An 18,147-nucleotide genomic window follows, 5' to 3' on the forward strand; every position below is an offset into this window, starting at 1 on the left:
GCTAAAGAAACCAACCATAATAATAATAATAATAGATATGCCAAGAGTAAAATAATCGTATTGACAAAATCTATTTCAAATAAACCACCCTCAAACGAATGAACGGCACTATAAAAGGACACGTCGCTAGACGCATCCTTTAGCTTGTAAAATTTGTTCTATTGGAAATTAAAAATCCATGTCATCGACCCAGTATTATTGACACCTCTTATAGCCCCTGTACTTTGCTGAATTGTTGCAGCTCCTGTACCATTTGTTACAGTCCAGATGATGGATTGTCCGACTCCTGGAGGCGTAAAATTAGTTGCTGCTGAGCCCCAGCCAATAACTGAATAAGGTGCTGGCACCATGGGTATTGCTGTTACTGCTGCTTGTGGATGAACTGTCACAGTTGTCGTACCTTTTTCAATTACTACGCCATTAGCATCCATTCCTACATACGTAATAACTGAGCTACCTGCACTTATAGCTGTTACTTGGCCAGTTGTAGTATTCACTGTCGCTACACTTGTTGGTTCAGCTACAAAACTTTTGTTTGTTGCTGTTGCAGATGAGCCTGCTCCTACTGAAGCTGTTATTACTTCATCCATTTGCAGTACTTGCGAATATGTTGGGCTTTTTGCTGTTGCCTCATCATATACAGTGAGACTCAGAGAATTCATTTTATCATTCCTACTTGTATACGAAATGGTTGTGATGCCTGGTGTGTGAGCAGTAATTTCACCTGTACTAGAATGAACTGTTGCAACACCTGTATTGCTTGATGACCACGTTATTGTGCCTGATTGGGTTGTTTCTGCTGTTCTACTAGTATAGAAAGAATTGTAGAAAACATATGGGTCAATACTCATTAAAGCATTGATGTCTTACCTTCTTCAACTTTATTCGAAAAGGTGTGAGCAAAGCAGAGAATCTAACCATAGTATACTGTCTATATTAAAGAAAGATATATTCTTCAAAATAAAAAGTCACCCATTCATTTAGGTTTTCAAATGGGTGACTTGCTTAAATATATTTTAATAATTCCGCAGTGCAATGTATTCTCTAGAAGAATCTAGTGTTTAATTTACTTCTTGTAATAATGAACCATCTGGCCCCATACGGTAATAATTCCACTCTTGATCTTCAAAATAAATCCAGTCATTAATTATATTTATATTATGAGATGGCATACTATTTAATTGTTGAATATTTGATCCATCCATATTCATTCGATAGATATAATTATCAGAATTGGTGAAATAAATATAATCTCTATTTATATTAAAAATTCCTACATTATCTATTACTTCAGATTTATCAGAACCATCCAATTTCATTTTGTAAATTTTATTAATTCCGTTCTGATAATAAATCCAATCATCAACTAATATATAATTAAAAATTGTATGAATATCAGTAGTGATTATCGAATTACTATTATTAATTAGATTATATAAAACAAGTTGGGTTGAATCACCAAACGTATAGAGTATATAGTCATTTTCAATAATCGGAGTATGATAATAATATTCATCACTCATTATTATTTGACGATGTGTACCATCGTGTTTTATTTTAAAATAGCCATTGCCATTATTAGCTGGCATCATATCTTTAAAATAAATCCAGCCATTATTACTAACTCTGAAAATGTCATTGCTAGTAGTTATCTTTTGCAGGTCCGTACCGTCAGTTCTGATTCTATGTATATAACCCATACTGTCTTCATTTTGAGCACTAAAGAAGTATATCCACCCTTCAAGAACATTGATATGTGATACCCACTCTAAGTCACTTAATTTAATTTTGGTTGAATCGGACTTATTTATTTTATATAAAGTATTGTTTTCACTCGAGTTAGCATAATAAATCCAGTCATTATCTTCTGCTACAATGCCTCCGTTTAGAAGATTACCAGTTGAGTTTCCATAATTTGAGGAATTTAAATGTTTGGATTTGGTAGTAAAATCCATTTTATATTTTAGTCCATTTTCAAGAAATACCCTTACGGTATATGACTGATCTCCTAAATAATCTTTTACCGTTTCTATAGTCGCCTTATTTTCATTTAGGTGTAACTCAATTTTCACAGGAAGAAAGCTACCATCTTTTTCAATTACGATTCCAGCAATTTTATCGACACTCACAGTGCTACCAGTAAATGTAATAGTCCACTTTTTATTTAATTCAACACTATTCTTTGAATGTATTGTCTCCCATCCATCCGATGGATTAATAGGATCAAACTCATTTTTGATTAAATTATGATTCCTGATACCAAATTCATCAAATTCTCCTTCTGCTTTAACTGTTTCATTGGCTAATACAGGTATAGAAGTTGATAAGATAAAAGTAAAAATTAATAATAAAAGCACATTGAATATTTTTTTCATAAATTTACCTCCCTAGTAAGTATTGTATCTTGTATGTTACAAAAATTCACCATACATTTTCTATAATTTTGAAAAAAATATGCAATAATACAATTTATTAATTAAAAAGTCGTTTATTTATTTAAATGATTGAACTTCTTATTTATATAGAATTAATTAAATACTAAATATTGATAAAGAAAATGCTGTCAACTACTGTATTGCAAGGAGATCCAACAATATTTTTGAAAATAGCACATTATTTAATTAGCTGCATAGTAATAATGTAGTAAATAAATTCTTGACCATATGAAAGGATCTTAACTGATTAATAATTGGGATGAATCCTAGAGAAATTCTACCTCAGTTTTGACAACTCTAAGTTTTTATCATTAAGTTAACTAAGCTCGAACTCAAATTACTAAAAAAAGTAAATATACTAAATCTTTTCAATTCCAGTACGATAACAACTATGGAACTAAAAATGTGAATAGGAAGGTGATAATGTATCATGATGACAACGAAATTTTCCACTATGCAATATTTAATGTCCCGAAAGTCCTCGTCTAAGTATTATGGGTTGACGCGACAAATGAGCAAGGAAGTGAAAGCTACATCAAAAGAGGATCAAGAAAAAATAAATAATGTCAATAAAATTCTTGAAGAAAGTAAAACTTCTAAACTATCTAGCAAACAAATTGAAACGTTAAAAAGCGCTGTAAAGCAAGGGTTATTAGGATCTAGTTCTAATCATTTAAGCCCATTAGGTATGTATAACTATAAAAAATCAATCGCAAGTTCGAATTCAAACTTACATTCAACTTTGAGAGCTTATCGAAACTCGATCTAGTATTTATTAGCAAAACACCCTTTAACGAATTAGAGGGTGTTTGTCTTGTAAGAGGTTTCATATCATGGTATTCAATTAACCAAAGTCGAACATCATGTATGCTTTTAAATCCTTATCCCCTTTTAAACGTCCACTATATAAAAAGGATCACTTTCCTATCAATGATCCTTTCAACGATTATTTAAAATTCTGTGGTTTTACTACTTTAAATGAAGCAACTTCGCCACAGTTTTTACAAAAAGTCATTTGGAGTGGTGACCCTACTGCCATAATTGCGCCAATAGGTCTTATATTGCCTTGGCTTGTAGTACCTCCCACCTGTCCAGTCGTAAATTTATCTCGACCACAAACCTTGCAAACCAATTTTTCATTCTCCATCTTATCACCTCATTATGTAATTTATGTAAATTATAACATAAAAATATCTGATATGAGCGATGAGCGAGTCTGACCCATCAAATCTATAAAGTATCTAGGGAAATAATGAAGAAAATAATCTTATTATTCATTTTGTTATTTCTTATAGGGTATAATGAAACGGTTAAAGCGGTGGAAAAACATTTGCATTTCCTGATGACATCGACAGAATAAAAAATGCCATGCAATTTTAACAAAAACCCCTCAGATGAAGGGCCATTATGGAAGTGATTTATGAAAATGGCTGGAAGGACTTGATCGATGTATGGTATTACGAAAATCAGTGGCTGCTTCCTTTAAATCAAGACAAAGCTTTGAACGGACACATAGATTGAAAATATAGATACCCCCATTAGGAACCAACCATAAACTGTTCGCTGTTTTTGAAATTCTTGAATGCCTAAAGTGAACATGAAAAGGCCTAAGAACAATATCATGAGGTAATTCAATTGGAAATCTTGTGTGATTAGTCCGTAAGCTGCGAGAGATATGCCTGTGATGGAAAAAATAATTTTTAAACAATTTAACATAACTTTCCACCTCCCCTTTTAGTTTATCATACACTACTAAAGGTTATAGCTAACTAGAAAGACATTGGCATAACTATATTTCCATAGAAAAAAGCATATGCTCATCCGCAGATCGGACATATGCCTTTGTTTCTTAAACTCTTAACGATCCACGGAAGCCTCTTGCCGCATAGTAGGATTCTGCCCCATTGTGGTACATAAAGACCATGTCATAGCGACGATCGCAGAAGATAGCTCCGCCTAGTTTGCGAATGTTGTCAGGTGTTTGTACCCAGCTTGATGTTTTTAAATCGAACTTGCCAAGCTCCTGTAGTTGGCGATATTGCTCCTCTGTTAACAGCTCAATGCCGATTTCCTTTGCAACATCCATAGCCGTATTTTCAGGCTTGTGATTTTTTCTAGATTCCCATGCTTCACGGTCATAACATAAACTTCTGCGACCTTTAGGACTTTCCGCAGAACAATCATAAAAAATGAACTCGTCCGTGTTTGCATCATAGCCTACTACATCTGGTTCACCGCCTGTTGCCTCCATTTCGTGGAGCGACCATAGTTTCTCCCTATTAGCCTCCAGCCTAGCTCGGACATTTGCCCAATCAAGCCCTTCATGACGAGATGTATTTTTCTCGAAGCGAACTTGCAAAGTATTAATTAGTTCCTCGGTTTGCTCTTGTGATAATTCTTTCGTTGACATTGTTGTCTTCCCCCTCACTTATTTAAATGACAAGCCTTCTTCTTTCAATGATGATCTCATAATCGGTAAGGAGGCTGGTCCAATACCATGCAGTTTTAAGATATCCTTTTCCGTATACATTGATAGTTTTTCCAACGTATCAATACCTGCGTGTACGAATGCATTTCTTGCAGGTGAACTCAATTTGGAAAGGAAGCCACTGCTAGGTTTATTTTCCTGATCACAGGTAGGGCAGCTTGGACAATCTGTGCTTTTGTAAAATGGATGTCCTTTTTCACAAACTTTTAACCTTTTTTCTGCCAACATCATCCCTCCAAACCTTATGCTTTTGTCCATTTTACCATATTTCATCAAAGGGATTGAAAATGGAAACTTTAATTTTTCTGCAATTCACGCTCTAATGAAGTTGCTGCTACATTTACGATATAGCAACTTTCTATAGTTAACTTTAGCCAAATTCAATTACTCATCAAAAAATCTGTTAAAACAGCCTAACCTCTACATTGGACCAAAACCTCTTGAACAAAATGAACGGTGAATTTTTTATTGGAAATCTATACTGCAAGGGAGTAGTTTTAAATCATTGGTAAAAGAATATCTTGATAGGATACAAGCAAGAGCAGAACGAGAAGTATTCTCCTAATACGATAAGAACATACTACTACAACTTATGCATTGTGTATTTGAAGTTAAAAGGGTTGGATATTTTAGACGGTAAACCTGATGTTCTTACTAACTTCAAATTGTGGCTCAAAAACCCATATAGATTTCATGGAAATGTGGAGATTAGATTACGAATATATTGAAGATGACCTTAAAGTTTCTACTGTCAATGCCATCATAGATAGGGTATGTTCTTTATTTCTTTAGCTTAAAGCTAGTGGAAGGATTAAAGGGAATCCAGTTGTGTATCGTAATGGCATGTTTACAAATGCGATGAGAGATAAAGATATGTTATTTCCTATTCAGAGAAGCAAGTTGAAATAAGTTCGAGCAACACCTCTCGTAAATACTTGTTTTAAGATAAATAAGAAGAATCCATTTTGAAAGAGATTGTTCAAAATGGACTCTTCTTTAGCAGTTTTAAGTTTGTTTTTTATAAAAAGCTTGTTCATTTTCATCCTCTGTTACTCGACAATCGCGCCCGAATGTCAAATAACTTAACTCTAAATAAATCATTTTAAGTAAGTTCTAAAAGCACATTCTCTATTTCTTTATTGAAGGTAGATTCTTTCCAAAGTGTAACAGCCTCTTTCTCTTGATACTTTTCAATTAAGATTTGAATCACATTGTAGCCAATAAAATACCCTAAACGTGTGAAACCAAAGTTGGAACCTCCATTAATTGAAAACCATTCATGAATAATTTCAGATTGTGTACGTTTGTTTATATCATCCAAAAAAGTAGTGATAATATCATTTTTGTTTTCCTCTGCAAATCTTAACCATTCTTCTCCATTATCATCGTATAAAAAATAGACCGATTTATCAGCATCAGCAACTTGTTCTGAAAAATACGTTGCACAACCTTCCTGAAACAGCGCTGTAAAGGGATGAAACCACTGAACTTTAGACCAATCCATACCCTCCTGATCTGATAAAATATTATGAAGCGTATGACCAAATTCATGAGCAATAATTACTTTTAAATGCTTATCATTAGAAGAGAGCTTTTCTAAACAAAAAGTCACTTCAGGAATAATTTGACGATGTGTAAATGCATTTGACCCATATGCTCCAACAATAATATGTACATCTTTAGTGAACTCGACATTATATTTTTGTCTGTAAGTTAACACAACTTGTTGAATTAGACTTTCGATTTTTCCACTCGATTCCTTTATCTCACTCATTTTGGAAGGATATTTTTGAATTGCGTTTTTAATCTTCTCATCTGCATTTTTACAATGATACAGAAAATATTCCTTGAAGTGTTGGGAGAACTTTTCATGGTAGTGTTTTAAGAACCGCTCCGAAGGCTTGTAGTTTAATAAAAAATATGGAACTGTATTATAAATGTTCATAATTACCGTCCTCCATTATATAACAATCCTCTTCATTAATTTGAACTATACTTTTAAATTTCTCCAAATAATTTTTAGTTCCTGCTTATTTCATACAGTTTTTTCATCAAAAATTTATTATAACTAATCGAACTTAATTATTATCAATCTTTATTAAAAGGCCACAAAAAAAGCCTGTATCCATAATTACTTGGTAATTGAAGATACAGGCTTTATCTTTAAAAAATAATAGTGATGTATTGATTTGATAATACATTGTTCAATACTATATACCAATACACTATCTTCCTTATTCTAACTATCATTTTTAGGTATAATGTTTACAAATAGCTGTCTCTCTCATTTTACAGACAAACAGAATAGATAGTGTCATCCACTTCCCCCTCAAAACTGTTGTGTAGTTTAAAAAGAAAGGTCTTGTAAATTCCGTTATTTATATTTATTTAAAATTTCTGCTCCAATATGACAATAATCATTTGGACATCTGGTTAATCTATCTTGATGTTCCTCTGCACTTCTGACATAATTTGTTAGGGGCAACACTTCAACCATTATAAGCTCGTAATCATTTCGCTCTCTAAGAAATGCCTTCGCCTCTTTTAAATGCTCAGGATTTTCACTATATACGCCTGTTCTATATTTTTCACCAACATCCTGTCCTTGTCTATTCAAACTGTAAGGATCAATGATTTCGAATAAATAGCCCATTAAATCTCGAATGGTTACAACTGTTGGATCAAACTCTGTTTTTACACATTCAGCGTACCCGTCATAATCGCCCTCAAGCGTACGACTTGTTCCATTCGCTCTTCCCGCTTCTGTAAACGTAACTCCTGGTAGTGTTTTTATAAAAGCTTGTACGCCCCATAAACATCCACCAGCCAAATATATTACTTCCATCATGCCCCTCCTTTTTTGTCTAAATACAGATCAATTTTATTACGAACCTATTCATAAAGAAAGGCACTCTTCACATTCAAGAAAGTATGTTTACTAATAGATAAAAATTATTAATCCTTAGATAGGTGTAACGAATCGAGTATATTTTCAACCAAGCGTTTGCGCTGTAGAAGTATCAGCTAAATGTATTGATGTCACTACTTTTTAACATGTATTACTTTGTAGCCAATAAATAAGATGAAAAACCAAACTGGTGCCACATATAGGGCAACACGCATATCTGGAATAAACGCCATTAACACAATCACCATTAATAAAAATACAATAGCAATATACGTAGAAAGTGGGTAAAGCGGAATTTTGAATTTCAGTTTGGCTACTTCCTCTTTCGTTTTTGACTTCCTAAATTTCAATTGTGCTAATAAAATAATCATCCAGCTTGTAATAACAGCAACCGTCGCAACAGCAGAAATATAGATGAACACTTTTTCAGGTACTACATAGTTTAAGACAACTGCGATTAATAACACAGCTGATGAAAATAAAATCCCTCGACTCGGACTACCGTTTTTGCTTACTGTTTTAAAATATTCTGGACCATTTTTTTGTACCGATAAGTTGTGTAGCATACGTCCTGAACCATATAAGCCACTATTAAAGGCAGACATTGCAGCTGTAATGACGACAAAGTTAATAATGTGAGCCGCAGCAGGGATGCCAACGTAATCGAAAATTTGAACGAACGGGCTACCTTCTGAGCCAACTTCGTTCCAAGGGTAAATAACCATCATAACGCCTAATGCCCCAATGTAGAAAATTAAAATACGCCAAACGATGTTGTTAATCGCTGATGGAATAGACTTGCTAGGATTTTTTGCTTCTCCTGCAGAAATACCCACTAACTCAACCCCACCAAATGAGAACATAACTAATACAAGTGACATTAAAATACCATGGAAACCGTTTGGCATGAAGCCACCATGTGCCCATAAATTATCAAAGCCAATTGCTTCACCGTGGTTGCCGACACCGAAGAAAATAATGGCTAATCCTAGGACGATCATCCCGATAATTGCCACAACTTTAATCATCGCAAACCAGAATTCGAATTCTCCGTATGCTTTTACATTTGCTAAATTTACAAGCGTCATCATCACAAGTACGACAAGGGCAGTTACCCATTGTGGAATATCTGGAAACCAGTAGTTAATATATACACCGACAACTGTTAGTTCTGCCATGCCCACGACAATCCACATGAACCAATATGTCCATCCAGATAAGAAACCAGCAAAGCGCCCTAAATATTTATTCGCGTACATACTGAATGAGCCTGATACAGGTTCTGCTACTGCCATTTCGCCTAATGCACGCATAATGGTGAAAATAACTAACCCGCCAATTAAATAAGCTAGTAAAATAGATGGTCCCGCCATTTGAATGGTTGAACTAGAGCCATAAAATAAACCGACCCCAATGGACCCGCCAAGTGCAATTAATTGCATGTGACGCGTACTTAATTCCCGCTTTAGTTGTGAATCTTGATGATTATCTTTCATAATGCTTACTCCTCATACGTTTAGATTTTCAAATACTTGCTCAAAAAAGGAATAAAAAAAACGCCCTTTTGGATTAACCAAAAGGACGATTCAACTCGTGTTACCACCTTTAATTTATAAGCAATTCACATTACTTACCTTAAGAAGTACGGTCATTTGACGATACTCTCGCACATGATTACGGGTGCTTACCGGCGTAGCCTACTTAGAATAATCCTTTCGGTACACAGCTCCAAGATGAATTCTCAATCGTTTTACATGCACCTCTCATCGACCGGTAACTTTCTGTTCGTAAAAATAATTGATACTACTTCTTTTCATAGCCTTTGTTCTATACAAATATTTTTGAATTGTTTTTCATTTTACAGAAAAAAAATAGTTTGTCAATATAATTTTAAAAAATTCTTTATAAACTGCATAAATTACATATGACAATTCTATAGGCGGTTTAGTTCAGCTAATTTTTTCTGTTGCTAAAATTCTGTGTTATTCTTTCCCACTAAACTCCCATATATTTAAACCCTCAGAAGCTTCTGGTGTTTCAAAAAATTTAGTAACTTCAATAAACGTCGCTTCCGTGTCAAAAGCTGCTCTTTCGGGTTGTTCGTTACGCCTTTGCGCAATTTGACGCAAGCATTGCTGGTTATTTAAATTAAGGTAGATTAGTTGATGGTTTGCATTGACGCCTGACGCTATATCCAAAAACCACTTTCGCTGTTTTTGAGTGTTACCTGGAAAATCCATTACTACATGCGTACCAACACTCAATATGTCTTGGACATGCTTTTTCACCATCGGCTTGAGCTGTGCCGATAATTTTAAATAGTCCTCAAATGATGTGATTTGATTGGGATAAAGAGAGGAAAGCCATTCATCCTCAGATAAAAGTACCGCATTTTTTTCTTTAGCCAATTGTTTTGATTTTGTTGATTTTCCTGCTCCCATTTTTCCACAGAAAAAATATAGAGTCCCCACTTGTTTCATGTTTTTCTTCCCCCGAGCTTTTTTTATTGGTTTTAGTTGTTACCCTACCTTGTAAAACTATAAGTTTTGGAACAAGAAAAACGGATTCTACAAGTAAAATCCGTTCTTCGTCATTTCTTATAGTAACTCTAACACAATATTGAGAATACATTAGCTGATATGTTTTGCTAAGATCCTATTCCAAGTGTTATGACGTCATCAAAAGCGTTCCATCGTTAAATCAGTATTTACTGAAACAGCAGCTTTATTACCTTTGGCAGCTGAAATCATTAAAGTGGAAGGTTTAGATCTTTCGGTTTCCCCTGCAATATATACATTTTTTTGAGTTGTTCTACCAACACCATCTGTTATGACTTTTCCATCTTCGTCAATATCACAGCCAAGCTTCTCAGCAAACTGATTGGGGCGATAATAAGAGGGGGCCACAAATCCACCCGACCTTATAATGGTGGCTCCTGATTCAAACTCTATTTTTTGCAAGTACCCATCATTACCTATGAGTTCTTTTACCTTTTCTGATATTATTTTGATATTGTGTTTTTGTAACTCCATCTTACCTTCTTTAGATAGGTGAGCTCCATTCGTTAAGACAACCAAATCCTGTGACCAATTATAAATCAACTTAGTCAAATGCAGTACATGCTCTTCTTTTTCTGCCATCACCACTAATGGCCTATCCTTTTGCTCCCAGCCATCACAATACGGACAACTAAATAGACTTTTTCCATAAAACTTTCTTATACTTGGTATAGTAAATATTTCTTGAACACCGGTGGCGAGGATGATTTTTTCTGAAACAAATTCCTGACTCGTAGATGTTTTGACAGTAAATCGCTCATTACCTATATCCTTTATAATTTCAGTAACTGTCGCATTAAGATAGGAGACGGACGGGTAATTCACCAACTCTTTTAACGCTAATTCTTTAAATGCTTCTGGTTTTATCCCATCACGCGTAATAAATCCATGTGACGCCTGTGTCACTCTATTCCTATTTGTCCCATCATCCATTAATGCAATATTTCTCCTAGCTCTTCCTAAAGTTAAGCCAGCACTTAACCCAGAAGGACCTCCGCCTATTATGATACAATCAAGAACAGTCATTTTTACCTCCGTATTGATTTGCTTTCTTTTGAATTGTAATTTGCATTCGAGAACTACATTATTTCCTACATCATGGATTTCCATTCTTTACACACTAATAACGCGAAGTTTTTGTTTATTTCGTATTAAAAAAGACGCATTCCTTTTTAAAGAAATGCGCACAATTGTGGTAGATTTTTTCAAGATAAATTTGATAATAGTTGTTCAATAGCTTCCTGAGTCTTTCGGGTATATATGAATCAAAACATAAAGTAACAACACAATATTTTTTATGTGAAGATCCAGATGAATACGAGCGCTGTTCCTTATTGCAAAATCGCGCCCGAATCTTGAACAATTTAAAACCGTTGATTTCTGTTTCAGACGTACGCATTCTGGAGGGTTTGCTTCGCTCCTCCCATAGTCGCTGTTTTCCACTCCAATCAACTTTAAATCTGCTTCTTCATTTTGTTGGATATTCATATTTTTTTGGTTGTCTGCAAGACTTCTTTAACATGGGCAATACTGCCCCAAAACTTTGATAATTTTTTCTTGCTTCAGTCAATGTTAAGCCATGGTTTTGGTCACTTGCCTCAACATTACTTTGAATAAACAAATCTATCTCCCAAAAACATACGGGGCAAATATAAGCAAGGGCATCGCCATTGTTCGGAATTGTAATAAACTCGCAGCAAGGGCATGGTGAATTTCCAACTACTATATCAGATTCAATGTCATGTTCGCAGTTAGTTGTATCATCGTAGTTTATGTTTGGCATGAATTTATTTGTCTTATTTTCTTCGTTTTTCATTTTTGAGAAACCTCCTGGTAAAGTCCTTCAAATTCTCTTTACCTAAGTTCTGGAACAACAATCTTTCTCTTTTCATTTTGATAAAATATTATGAGTTTAAAATTGTAATCTCCTTATTACTGAGCATTCATTTAGCCATCAACGAAGGTCAAAATTAGCATGTCTCCATAGACAATGAAAGATGATTAAGTACCTTCAGGGGAGTTTAATTTCGTTATTTGCGAGTTAAAGGTGTTTCTGGTCTATTAGAGCAATATTTGCAAGTAGGGTCACTACATTTTGATTCAGTCCAACTATTACAATTAGGACAAAAATAAGAATCAAAATCATCGTAATATACTAAATTATATTTGCATTTAGAACATTTATCTTGTTTAATTTCACCATAAAATTCAAAATCATCTATCATCACTTTGCCGTAGCCTTCGGTTATTTTCATAAATAACCTCCTTGAAACTATTTAATCGATAATTGTGTAATTAATAACTATTATAACATATATTATCCATACATTTTTTTAAGTATATTACATTTATTTTCAACACTCTACTTCGTTATATGAATAAATAAATGTGCAAAAATTTTTGAATTATTGATAAAATCAAACCATTAATCTATTGGAGGACATCATGAACACGAAACAATTAAATGAGCAATTTTATGCGAAGAGAGAACTTGTTGGTACTGTCGATCATTGCCTATGTGAGGATTGTATTTTTTATGCGGAGCAAATTATGAAAAATAATACGCTTGTCGAGTTTTTACATACTAAAGGCCTTGATCCACGAAAAGCTGATGAAGTTTGGTGTTACATGGAGAAAGATGGATATAAACATTACACGATTGATTTTTTTGAAGTGTATGCAGATAAAGAAGAAACGCATACTTTTGGCAACGCAAAAATCACATTTTATGTCAACATCTACGCTGAAAAAGAGCAGCTTCCATATGTATGCACAATAGATGCTGTTTTTAAAATGTAGTGTAACTTTAAAAATCTCCAAAGCATCGTTTTCGAACCTTTCGTTAAAGAATGTTATTCAGCAATCTGGCCCTGTTTGTTGGACGCAAGTCAAACAAAGCTCTTCAAACTAAACTACCATTGGTCTTTAAGTTAAGGTTAAGACTTTGTTAGTTGAAGCGTATTTAAGACATGACATTATTTTATTAATTTTTCCCCTAGTAAAACTTCATAGAGATTTTCTGAATCTTGCTTTGTTAATTTCACATAATTATCACTATCCGTAACAATTTCTAAATTTTCACCATTTTGGCTAACCCAAAGCGATTTCGCTACTGTTCTTAAATGGAAATTGAAATTGGTAGTCAGCATAGCGTGCCATTTCTATTTTTTTATTTATCCAATTAGCATTTTCCACTATTTCAATCGCTTTTTCCACTTGTTTTTTTGATTGACTTCTTTAAAGTCTTCAAAAATATTTTCTTCACCAGTTCGTTTCTGTACAGTTATTTTTTGCCCACCCATTTCATTCAAACAACCCGAAGTAACTAACAAAACAGCTAGTAGGGAAAAAAATAATATTATTTTTTTCATGTGGCCTCCTTATATATTACTTTCTTATAGTACTAAACTACTCCGTTAGTTTAATAAAGAAAAAAGAGCTGCATTTGCAACTCAATATTAGTTAATTAATGCGCTCCGCTAGTAACGATGTAAACTTTCTATAAAGGCCTCTGATTCCTCAGCTATTCGCTCATAGTCAATACTATGAATATAGTGAGATGAATCTAACTCTATCAATTTACCTTTATCAATCCTATTAATAAAGTCATTTTGAATTCCATTCCACTTTTGATTGTCAAAACCAGTCCCCACACCATTCGATGAAAACAAAAGCATAGGCATGTTCGGGATTCCAGCTTCTTTGACTTTTTTCGCATTTGCTTTTATATAATCTATTTCATTAACCATATCTTTAGTCAATGTTCTTCGATAAAAAATTACTTTATACAACACTTTCTCTTCATCTGTTAAATTCCCATATTTTATTGCATCACTTTCCGATAGATTTGGAATCCATCTGGTCAAACCAGTCTTAGCAGTAAAAGCACCTAATCGAACGAGGAACATATTGATAGATACTTCTTCATATACAGCAGGAACAGCCATATCTAATCCAATAATAGCTTTTATTTCATCAGGGTAATCTTGCGCCCATTTCAAGGCTTCAATGCCAGACATCGAATGCGGGAGTAAAATATATGGACCTTCAATTTCTGATTTAAAAAGTGCCTCTTTTGTTTCAGCTAGAATTGTATCAATATCTCGGTCAATATCTGTGACTTCGCTAAATCCATAACCTGCTTTTTCAACAACAACAATTTTATATTTATCGCTTAACAAAGTATAAAGTGATTTAAAATCTAATGCAGGTGAGCTCGTACCACCACCAGACATAAAAACAAGTGTATCTTCTCCTTTTCCTTCTGTATAAACGTGCATTTGATGACCATTAACTTCTACAAGTTGCCCAGTTGGAACAAATCGTACCTCTTCTTTTGATAATTGTATTTTATGATTAATAAAACTCAAAGTAAGAATCAACACAAATAATGAAATGATAATTGTAAATATAATTAACATAATGCGTTTAAATCCTCTTTTCATATTTCTCACCTATATCCTGCATTTTATACACAATCCAGTTTCGGTCCTTTAACACCTGTAATATTTCATAACTGCCTGAATGGTTAAAATGAAACTAATGACCGTCGATAATAAAAGCTCCATTGCTTCATGCTGATTCCATATCAGCCCATATCGCATGAACAAATAAAAGCAGCTTGCCAATGCATGGCAGGTAAATAGACTTCCCCAGATCACTGCCTTTGATCTTTTATAAGCATTACTCCCCCTTAAATACTTCATATAGTAGAAACAAACAGCACCTATTCCTATAATGAACAGTGAGGTCTGCGCAAAGGATGTTGTCACAGTCATCGCTTCTTCATGCGGCATATCCACATAGAGAAGGTTTCCAAGGTGAATTATGTTAAAGCTCAATAGACAAATTACCACATATAAAAACAATAGCCATTCGGCAGTTATCATGAACCATTTCATTGTTGCCTCTACCATCCTAGTCTAATAACCTTGTATTCTCTTTATTTTCTATATATCTACAAAAGGGACAATAATGATCTCTCGCTATGAAGATCGCACGGTACATTTCTGACCAGGGAATGGTATCTTCACAGCTATCACATTCTACATAGAGATCAGGTAATAAACCCTTATCTAACAAAACATCCCACTGTGTGTTGGTTAATTGATCAGGTCCATTTTTTATAATATCTATAATGATTGCCAATACTTCCCCATCATAAATTCGATTTGACTTCACTAATTCTGTTAAATAAGCCATACATTCGGTTGGTTCACTTATGATTTTTTGCTTTAGCTTTTCCCGTAGCATGTAACGCCCACTTTCTTTTCTAACTTCACTTGTAAATCTAACACTACTCTCTAATTATGTAAAAAAATAAAAATTAAGTAAATAAAAAACCTTCTTCTACAAGAATGTTTTCAGCATTTTTTAGAACCATAGGGTAAATACCATTTCTCCTTTCTGCAAGCATACATATTATAAGTTGTAGAAAGGAGGGATTTTCAGTGGGATACAATGGAAACGTAGGTAACATGAACAACAGCTGCTATTATGGCGGCGACTCTGGCGGTGGCGGCTATTACGGTTCAACATTCGTATTAATCGTCGTTCTGTTCATTCTTTTAATTATTGTTGGCGCTTCTTTCATGTACTAATCATCCCAATTAGCACCTAACCCTTTTACAGACTCCTAAGTTCTGTAAGGTCATACTAGCTATTTTATTAGGGTCACTTTACCAGCCTAGTGACCCTTTTCCTTTTCAGACAATCGTGCGATAATCAAATCTGAAATGGTAAATTTGAGGTGAATTTTACATGATGAGAGTAATTAAAGCATTGTTAGGCATTGCATTGATTATGGTTGGCCCTATGTTGATTGTCATTACGGTTGACGATACTGTATTTCTCAAAAATATATTATTAAGAATCATTGGTGGTCTGTTCATTTTACTGGGCGTTCATTTATTACATAGACAGTTTCATCCGAATTCATACACAAGTAAACCCACGAGCTCCGAATAAAGAGCACTTGGGTTTACTTGAATAATTTAGAAAATATTATTCATTGGCAAAATATTTTGGATCTATTTGAAGAAGAGTTGTATTCATATCATAAAAGAATCCCGATTTTAACTTTTCCTCATGCGTAAATCCTTGTTGTTGTTGAATAAATGCTAACCATTCCTTTTCTAACTCACTACTACTCTTCCCGTAAACTTCCTCTAATTTTTGCGCTAGTTCTTTCTCGTTGTATATATGTTCAAACTTTTCGAGTCCGTAGGTATCAATTAAGAATTTAACAAATGATGCCGCATGCGTGTAGCTCATCTCCATCATGACTCGATTCTGTTCTTCACTTGAAAGTGCTGGGCGAAAATAGACATCATCTTGATTTGGATCAATTAACTTACTAATAGGAATTAACTTATCTGAATCCAAATAATGCTTCATGAATTTTTCAAAGGAAAATTGTTCTTTTTTCCCATATTGCTCCTCCATATAACTTGCAAAACCCTCTTGTGTAAAATAGCCATGGTCTGATCCAAAATTGTTGCCATAGCCAAGTAAAGAATGGGTCATTTCATGGACAAGTGGATAGGAATCTTCTTGAACGCCAACTAGTTCGATTTTCGATGCAAGCCCCCAGGATAGACCGTCTTCCTTAAACCATACGTTTATGTGCTCGGATGGCGTGTAGGAAGTATGTATAGAAGCCTTTATGTGGTCGTATGCTGTTACAATTTCATCCTTTATAGCCTCTACTTTTTCTGGTGGAACACCAATCTCATTCTTAATCTCAAAGGTTATTTTGCCATCCTTTGTGACCACAATATTTTCATCGTTTTGCTCTTCCTGTATTTGGTCTTTAGGTTGAACGGTTTCTGCTGTACAGGCTGTTAATAGCAATGTACAAAGAAAGATTGTGCCTCTCCATTTAGCCATAATTACCTCCTAAAAAAAGTATTTTCCAGTTTATACGAAACTTAAAATCCAAAAGTTTCATTTTTAAAAGAAAAATAGGGAAAATTAGACAAAATTATTTATAATGTTAGTAGACATGGCAAAAAGGAGGTCGCAATGAACAAAAGTACGTGTATTCATTACAATCCACGCTATGGCTGGGATTTAAATAGTGATGCAAATTTAGAAATGCGGTTATTTGCCAAAGCACAGCGTAGACAAGTAACTATTCTCAGCTATGGATGTGACTTAGATCATCACACCATTAAAAAAATTGCTCGGCACTACCTCACTAGGAAAGAATCTGACGAAGCCGAAGAAACATTAGAAATAAGATATGATACATATGATGCTAATTCAAGTAAACATGAAGAAAGTCAATACTATTGGAAAACCTCTTTCATTAGTGAAAGAACATTAGCTGCTTTCCTACAAGCGCTACGTCGATTATCTGGTACACATATTCACTGTGAATTTAATGTGCGGGGACATTTTGAAGTAAGGATAAATGGTGTGGAATTTTCTACACGTGTATTAAAAGCCCTTGATTATCCATCTATGTATAAGGAAGATTTAATCGGACGCTATCTTTTATTTATTGATACAGAATCACCTGACAATGAAATAATACGTCATAAAATACACTTGCTCCCTAAAGAGCTGCAAAGTCTTTCTCTTCCCTTAGATAGTTCACAGCTCCAATGGCAACTATTAGTAAAGGACTGGATAACAGCTATTCTTCGCTACGATGTGTAAATTTTAGCATATGCAAGATGATGGTCTATAAAACCAAGTAATCTTATCATATAAATAGAAGTAGTGTTAAACAGATTCGTTTAACATGGCACCTCC

General features: G+C 34.2%; 24 protein-coding genes and 1 other annotated feature. Of the genes, 5 read left to right on the forward strand and 19 right to left on the reverse strand.

Going from position 1 to position 18,147, the window contains the following annotated elements:
* Positions 1–158: 158 nt before the first annotated feature.
* Positions 159–851 (reverse strand): Ig-like domain-containing protein, encoded by a 693-nt coding sequence (locus QH639_RS12005; RefSeq protein ID WP_281116103.1) that lies wholly within the window; start codon positions 849–851, stop codon positions 159–161.
* Between the two features lie 210 nt (positions 852–1,061).
* Positions 1,062–2,375, reverse strand: a complete 1,314-nt coding sequence (locus QH639_RS12010; RefSeq protein WP_259418922.1) for a DUF5050 domain-containing protein — start codon at positions 2,373–2,375, stop codon at positions 1,062–1,064.
* A gap of 571 nt (positions 2,376–2,946) precedes the next feature.
* On the opposite strand from QH639_RS12010, the gene QH639_RS12015 reads away from it, so the two are divergent.
* Positions 2,947–3,204, forward strand: coding sequence for a hypothetical protein (locus tag QH639_RS12015; protein WP_225340930.1), 258 nt, complete (start codon positions 2,947–2,949; stop codon positions 3,202–3,204).
* A 177-nt stretch (positions 3,205–3,381) separates the two neighbouring features.
* Here QH639_RS12015 and QH639_RS12020 read toward each other — a convergent pair whose 3' ends face one another.
* The 11 genes from QH639_RS12020 to QH639_RS12070 all read right to left on the reverse strand — a co-directional run bounded on the left by QH639_RS12020 (position 3,382) and on the right by QH639_RS12070 (position 12,644).
* Positions 3,382–3,582 carry a hypothetical protein gene (locus QH639_RS12020; protein WP_131520383.1) on the reverse strand — a complete coding sequence of 67 codons (201 nt, stop codon included), beginning with the start codon at positions 3,580–3,582 and terminating at the stop codon, positions 3,382–3,384.
* A gap of 335 nt (positions 3,583–3,917) precedes the next feature.
* Positions 3,918–4,151, reverse strand: coding sequence for a DUF3953 domain-containing protein (locus QH639_RS26385; RefSeq protein ID WP_131520384.1), 234 nt, complete (start codon positions 4,149–4,151; stop codon positions 3,918–3,920).
* A 133-nt stretch (positions 4,152–4,284) separates the two neighbouring features.
* Positions 4,285–4,845 (reverse strand): DUF4256 domain-containing protein, encoded by a 561-nt coding sequence (locus QH639_RS12030; protein WP_281116104.1) that lies wholly within the window; start codon positions 4,843–4,845, stop codon positions 4,285–4,287.
* Between the two features lie 18 nt (positions 4,846–4,863).
* Positions 4,864–5,151, reverse strand: a complete 288-nt coding sequence (locus QH639_RS12035; protein WP_281116195.1) for an RNA polymerase alpha subunit C-terminal domain-containing protein — start codon at positions 5,149–5,151, stop codon at positions 4,864–4,866.
* 874 nt (positions 5,152–6,025) lie between these two features.
* Positions 6,026–6,868: a DUF5700 domain-containing putative Zn-dependent protease gene (locus QH639_RS12040; RefSeq protein WP_281116105.1), complete on the reverse strand. Its 843-nt coding sequence runs from the start codon at positions 6,866–6,868 to the stop codon at positions 6,026–6,028.
* 429 nt (positions 6,869–7,297) lie between these two features.
* Positions 7,298–7,768, reverse strand: coding sequence for a peptide-methionine (S)-S-oxide reductase (locus QH639_RS12045; RefSeq protein ID WP_281116196.1), 471 nt, complete (start codon positions 7,766–7,768; stop codon positions 7,298–7,300).
* A 197-nt stretch (positions 7,769–7,965) separates the two neighbouring features.
* Entirely contained in the window at positions 7,966–9,327 is a 1,362-nt protein-coding gene (locus QH639_RS12050; protein ID WP_112117983.1) for an amino acid permease, read from the reverse strand.
* Positions 9,328–9,405: 78 nt separating this feature from the next.
* Positions 9,406–9,657, reverse strand: a binding site (T-box leader).
* Positions 9,658–9,813: 156 nt separating this feature from the next.
* On the reverse strand, positions 9,814–10,311 hold the full coding sequence (locus tag QH639_RS12055) for a P-loop nucleotide/nucleoside kinase family protein (RefSeq protein ID WP_259418925.1): 498 nt from the start codon (positions 10,309–10,311) through the stop codon (positions 9,814–9,816).
* A gap of 198 nt (positions 10,312–10,509) precedes the next feature.
* Positions 10,510–11,415: an NAD(P)/FAD-dependent oxidoreductase gene (locus tag QH639_RS12060; RefSeq protein WP_259418926.1), complete on the reverse strand. Its 906-nt coding sequence runs from the start codon at positions 11,413–11,415 to the stop codon at positions 10,510–10,512.
* A gap of 442 nt (positions 11,416–11,857) precedes the next feature.
* On the reverse strand, positions 11,858–12,205 hold the full coding sequence (locus tag QH639_RS12065) for a CPCC family cysteine-rich protein (RefSeq protein ID WP_259418927.1): 348 nt from the start codon (positions 12,203–12,205) through the stop codon (positions 11,858–11,860).
* A 214-nt stretch (positions 12,206–12,419) separates the two neighbouring features.
* A complete protein-coding gene (locus QH639_RS12070) occupies positions 12,420–12,644 on the reverse strand; it encodes a hypothetical protein (RefSeq protein ID WP_048393782.1) in 225 nt (74 codons plus the stop codon).
* 190 nt (positions 12,645–12,834) lie between these two features.
* On the opposite strand from QH639_RS12070, the gene QH639_RS12075 reads away from it, so the two are divergent.
* The gene (locus QH639_RS12075; RefSeq protein ID WP_131520006.1) at positions 12,835–13,188 is read left to right on the forward strand and encodes a hypothetical protein; all 354 of its coding nucleotides are present in this window, start codon (positions 12,835–12,837) and stop codon (positions 13,186–13,188) included.
* Positions 13,189–13,364: 176 nt separating this feature from the next.
* Here QH639_RS12075 and QH639_RS12080 read toward each other — a convergent pair whose 3' ends face one another.
* The 5 genes from QH639_RS12080 to QH639_RS12100 all read right to left on the reverse strand — a co-directional run bounded on the left by QH639_RS12080 (position 13,365) and on the right by QH639_RS12100 (position 15,642).
* A complete protein-coding gene (locus tag QH639_RS12080; protein ID WP_281116106.1) occupies positions 13,365–13,538 on the reverse strand; it encodes a hypothetical protein in 174 nt (57 codons plus the stop codon).
* 45 nt (positions 13,539–13,583) lie between these two features.
* Positions 13,584–13,760 (reverse strand): hypothetical protein, encoded by a 177-nt coding sequence (locus tag QH639_RS12085; protein ID WP_193767305.1) that lies wholly within the window; start codon positions 13,758–13,760, stop codon positions 13,584–13,586.
* 108 nt (positions 13,761–13,868) lie between these two features.
* Positions 13,869–14,834, reverse strand: coding sequence for an alpha/beta hydrolase (locus QH639_RS12090; RefSeq protein WP_259418928.1), 966 nt, complete (start codon positions 14,832–14,834; stop codon positions 13,869–13,871).
* A gap of 48 nt (positions 14,835–14,882) precedes the next feature.
* The gene (locus QH639_RS12095; protein ID WP_259418929.1) at positions 14,883–15,290 is read right to left on the reverse strand and encodes a hypothetical protein; all 408 of its coding nucleotides are present in this window, start codon (positions 15,288–15,290) and stop codon (positions 14,883–14,885) included.
* A 16-nt stretch (positions 15,291–15,306) separates the two neighbouring features.
* Positions 15,307–15,642, reverse strand: coding sequence for a hypothetical protein (locus QH639_RS12100; protein WP_131520004.1), 336 nt, complete (start codon positions 15,640–15,642; stop codon positions 15,307–15,309).
* A 224-nt stretch (positions 15,643–15,866) separates the two neighbouring features.
* On the opposite strand from QH639_RS12100, the gene QH639_RS12105 reads away from it, so the two are divergent.
* Complete coding sequence (locus QH639_RS12105; RefSeq protein ID WP_081456919.1) at positions 15,867–15,989, forward strand: YjcZ family sporulation protein; 123 nt, start codon at positions 15,867–15,869, stop codon at positions 15,987–15,989.
* Between the two features lie 160 nt (positions 15,990–16,149).
* Positions 16,150–16,356 carry a hypothetical protein gene (locus QH639_RS12110; RefSeq protein WP_131520003.1) on the forward strand — a complete coding sequence of 69 codons (207 nt, stop codon included), beginning with the start codon at positions 16,150–16,152 and terminating at the stop codon, positions 16,354–16,356.
* A 36-nt stretch (positions 16,357–16,392) separates the two neighbouring features.
* Here QH639_RS12110 and QH639_RS12115 read toward each other — a convergent pair whose 3' ends face one another.
* Positions 16,393–17,277, reverse strand: a complete 885-nt coding sequence (locus tag QH639_RS12115; protein ID WP_281116109.1) for a gluzincin family metallopeptidase — start codon at positions 17,275–17,277, stop codon at positions 16,393–16,395.
* A gap of 135 nt (positions 17,278–17,412) precedes the next feature.
* On the opposite strand from QH639_RS12115, the gene QH639_RS12120 reads away from it, so the two are divergent.
* Complete coding sequence (locus QH639_RS12120; protein WP_131520001.1) at positions 17,413–18,051, forward strand: hypothetical protein; 639 nt, start codon at positions 17,413–17,415, stop codon at positions 18,049–18,051.
* Positions 18,052–18,147: the final 96 nt, after the last annotated feature.

Source organism: Lysinibacillus sp. 1 U-2021 (assembly GCF_029916965.1).
Classification (GTDB): domain Bacteria; phylum Bacillota; class Bacilli; order Bacillales_A; family Planococcaceae; genus Lysinibacillus; species Lysinibacillus capsici.

Coding starts and splice junctions, on each gene's coding strand:
- QH639_RS12075 (WP_131520006.1), top strand. CDS start 12,835: ATGAACACGAAACAATTAAATGAGCAATTTTATGCGAAGAGAGAACTT.
- QH639_RS12070 (WP_048393782.1), bottom strand. CDS start 12,644: ATGAAAATAACCGAAGGCTACGGCAAAGTGATGATAGATGATTTTGAA.
- QH639_RS12060 (WP_259418926.1), bottom strand. CDS start 11,415: ATGACTGTTCTTGATTGTATCATAATAGGCGGAGGTCCTTCTGGGTTA.
- QH639_RS12050 (WP_112117983.1), bottom strand. CDS start 9,327: ATGAAAGATAATCATCAAGATTCACAACTAAAGCGGGAATTAAGTACG.
- QH639_RS12010 (WP_259418922.1), bottom strand. CDS start 2,375: ATGAAAAAAATATTCAATGTGCTTTTATTATTAATTTTTACTTTTATC.
- QH639_RS12105 (WP_081456919.1), top strand. CDS start 15,867: ATGAACAACAGCTGCTATTATGGCGGCGACTCTGGCGGTGGCGGCTAT.
- QH639_RS12120 (WP_131520001.1), top strand. CDS start 17,413: ATGAACAAAAGTACGTGTATTCATTACAATCCACGCTATGGCTGGGAT.
- QH639_RS12015 (WP_225340930.1), top strand. CDS start 2,947: ATGAGCAAGGAAGTGAAAGCTACATCAAAAGAGGATCAAGAAAAAATA.
- QH639_RS12090 (WP_259418928.1), bottom strand. CDS start 14,834: ATGAAAAGAGGATTTAAACGCATTATGTTAATTATATTTACAATTATC.
- QH639_RS12045 (WP_281116196.1), bottom strand. CDS start 7,768: ATGGAAGTAATATATTTGGCTGGTGGATGTTTATGGGGCGTACAAGCT.
- QH639_RS12030 (WP_281116104.1), bottom strand. CDS start 4,845: ATGTCAACGAAAGAATTATCACAAGAGCAAACCGAGGAACTAATTAAT.
- QH639_RS12055 (WP_259418925.1), bottom strand. CDS start 10,311: ATGAAACAAGTGGGGACTCTATATTTTTTCTGTGGAAAAATGGGAGCA.
- QH639_RS12110 (WP_131520003.1), top strand. CDS start 16,150: ATGATGAGAGTAATTAAAGCATTGTTAGGCATTGCATTGATTATGGTT.
- QH639_RS12085 (WP_193767305.1), bottom strand. CDS start 13,760: ATGAAAAAAATAATATTATTTTTTTCCCTACTAGCTGTTTTGTTAGTT.
- QH639_RS12080 (WP_281116106.1), bottom strand. CDS start 13,538: ATGCTGACTACCAATTTCAATTTCCATTTAAGAACAGTAGCGAAATCG.
- QH639_RS12040 (WP_281116105.1), bottom strand. CDS start 6,868: ATGAACATTTATAATACAGTTCCATATTTTTTATTAAACTACAAGCCT.
- QH639_RS26385 (WP_131520384.1), bottom strand. CDS start 4,151: ATGTTAAATTGTTTAAAAATTATTTTTTCCATCACAGGCATATCTCTC.
- QH639_RS12100 (WP_131520004.1), bottom strand. CDS start 15,642: ATGCTACGGGAAAAGCTAAAGCAAAAAATCATAAGTGAACCAACCGAA.
- QH639_RS12115 (WP_281116109.1), bottom strand. CDS start 17,277: ATGGCTAAATGGAGAGGCACAATCTTTCTTTGTACATTGCTATTAACA.
- QH639_RS12065 (WP_259418927.1), bottom strand. CDS start 12,205: ATGAAAAACGAAGAAAATAAGACAAATAAATTCATGCCAAACATAAAC.
- QH639_RS12020 (WP_131520383.1), bottom strand. CDS start 3,582: ATGGAGAATGAAAAATTGGTTTGCAAGGTTTGTGGTCGAGATAAATTT.
- QH639_RS12095 (WP_259418929.1), bottom strand. CDS start 15,290: ATGAAATGGTTCATGATAACTGCCGAATGGCTATTGTTTTTATATGTG.
- QH639_RS12035 (WP_281116195.1), bottom strand. CDS start 5,151: ATGTTGGCAGAAAAAAGGTTAAAAGTTTGTGAAAAAGGACATCCATTT.
- QH639_RS12005 (WP_281116103.1), bottom strand. CDS start 851: ATGAGTATTGACCCATATGTTTTCTACAATTCTTTCTATACTAGTAGA.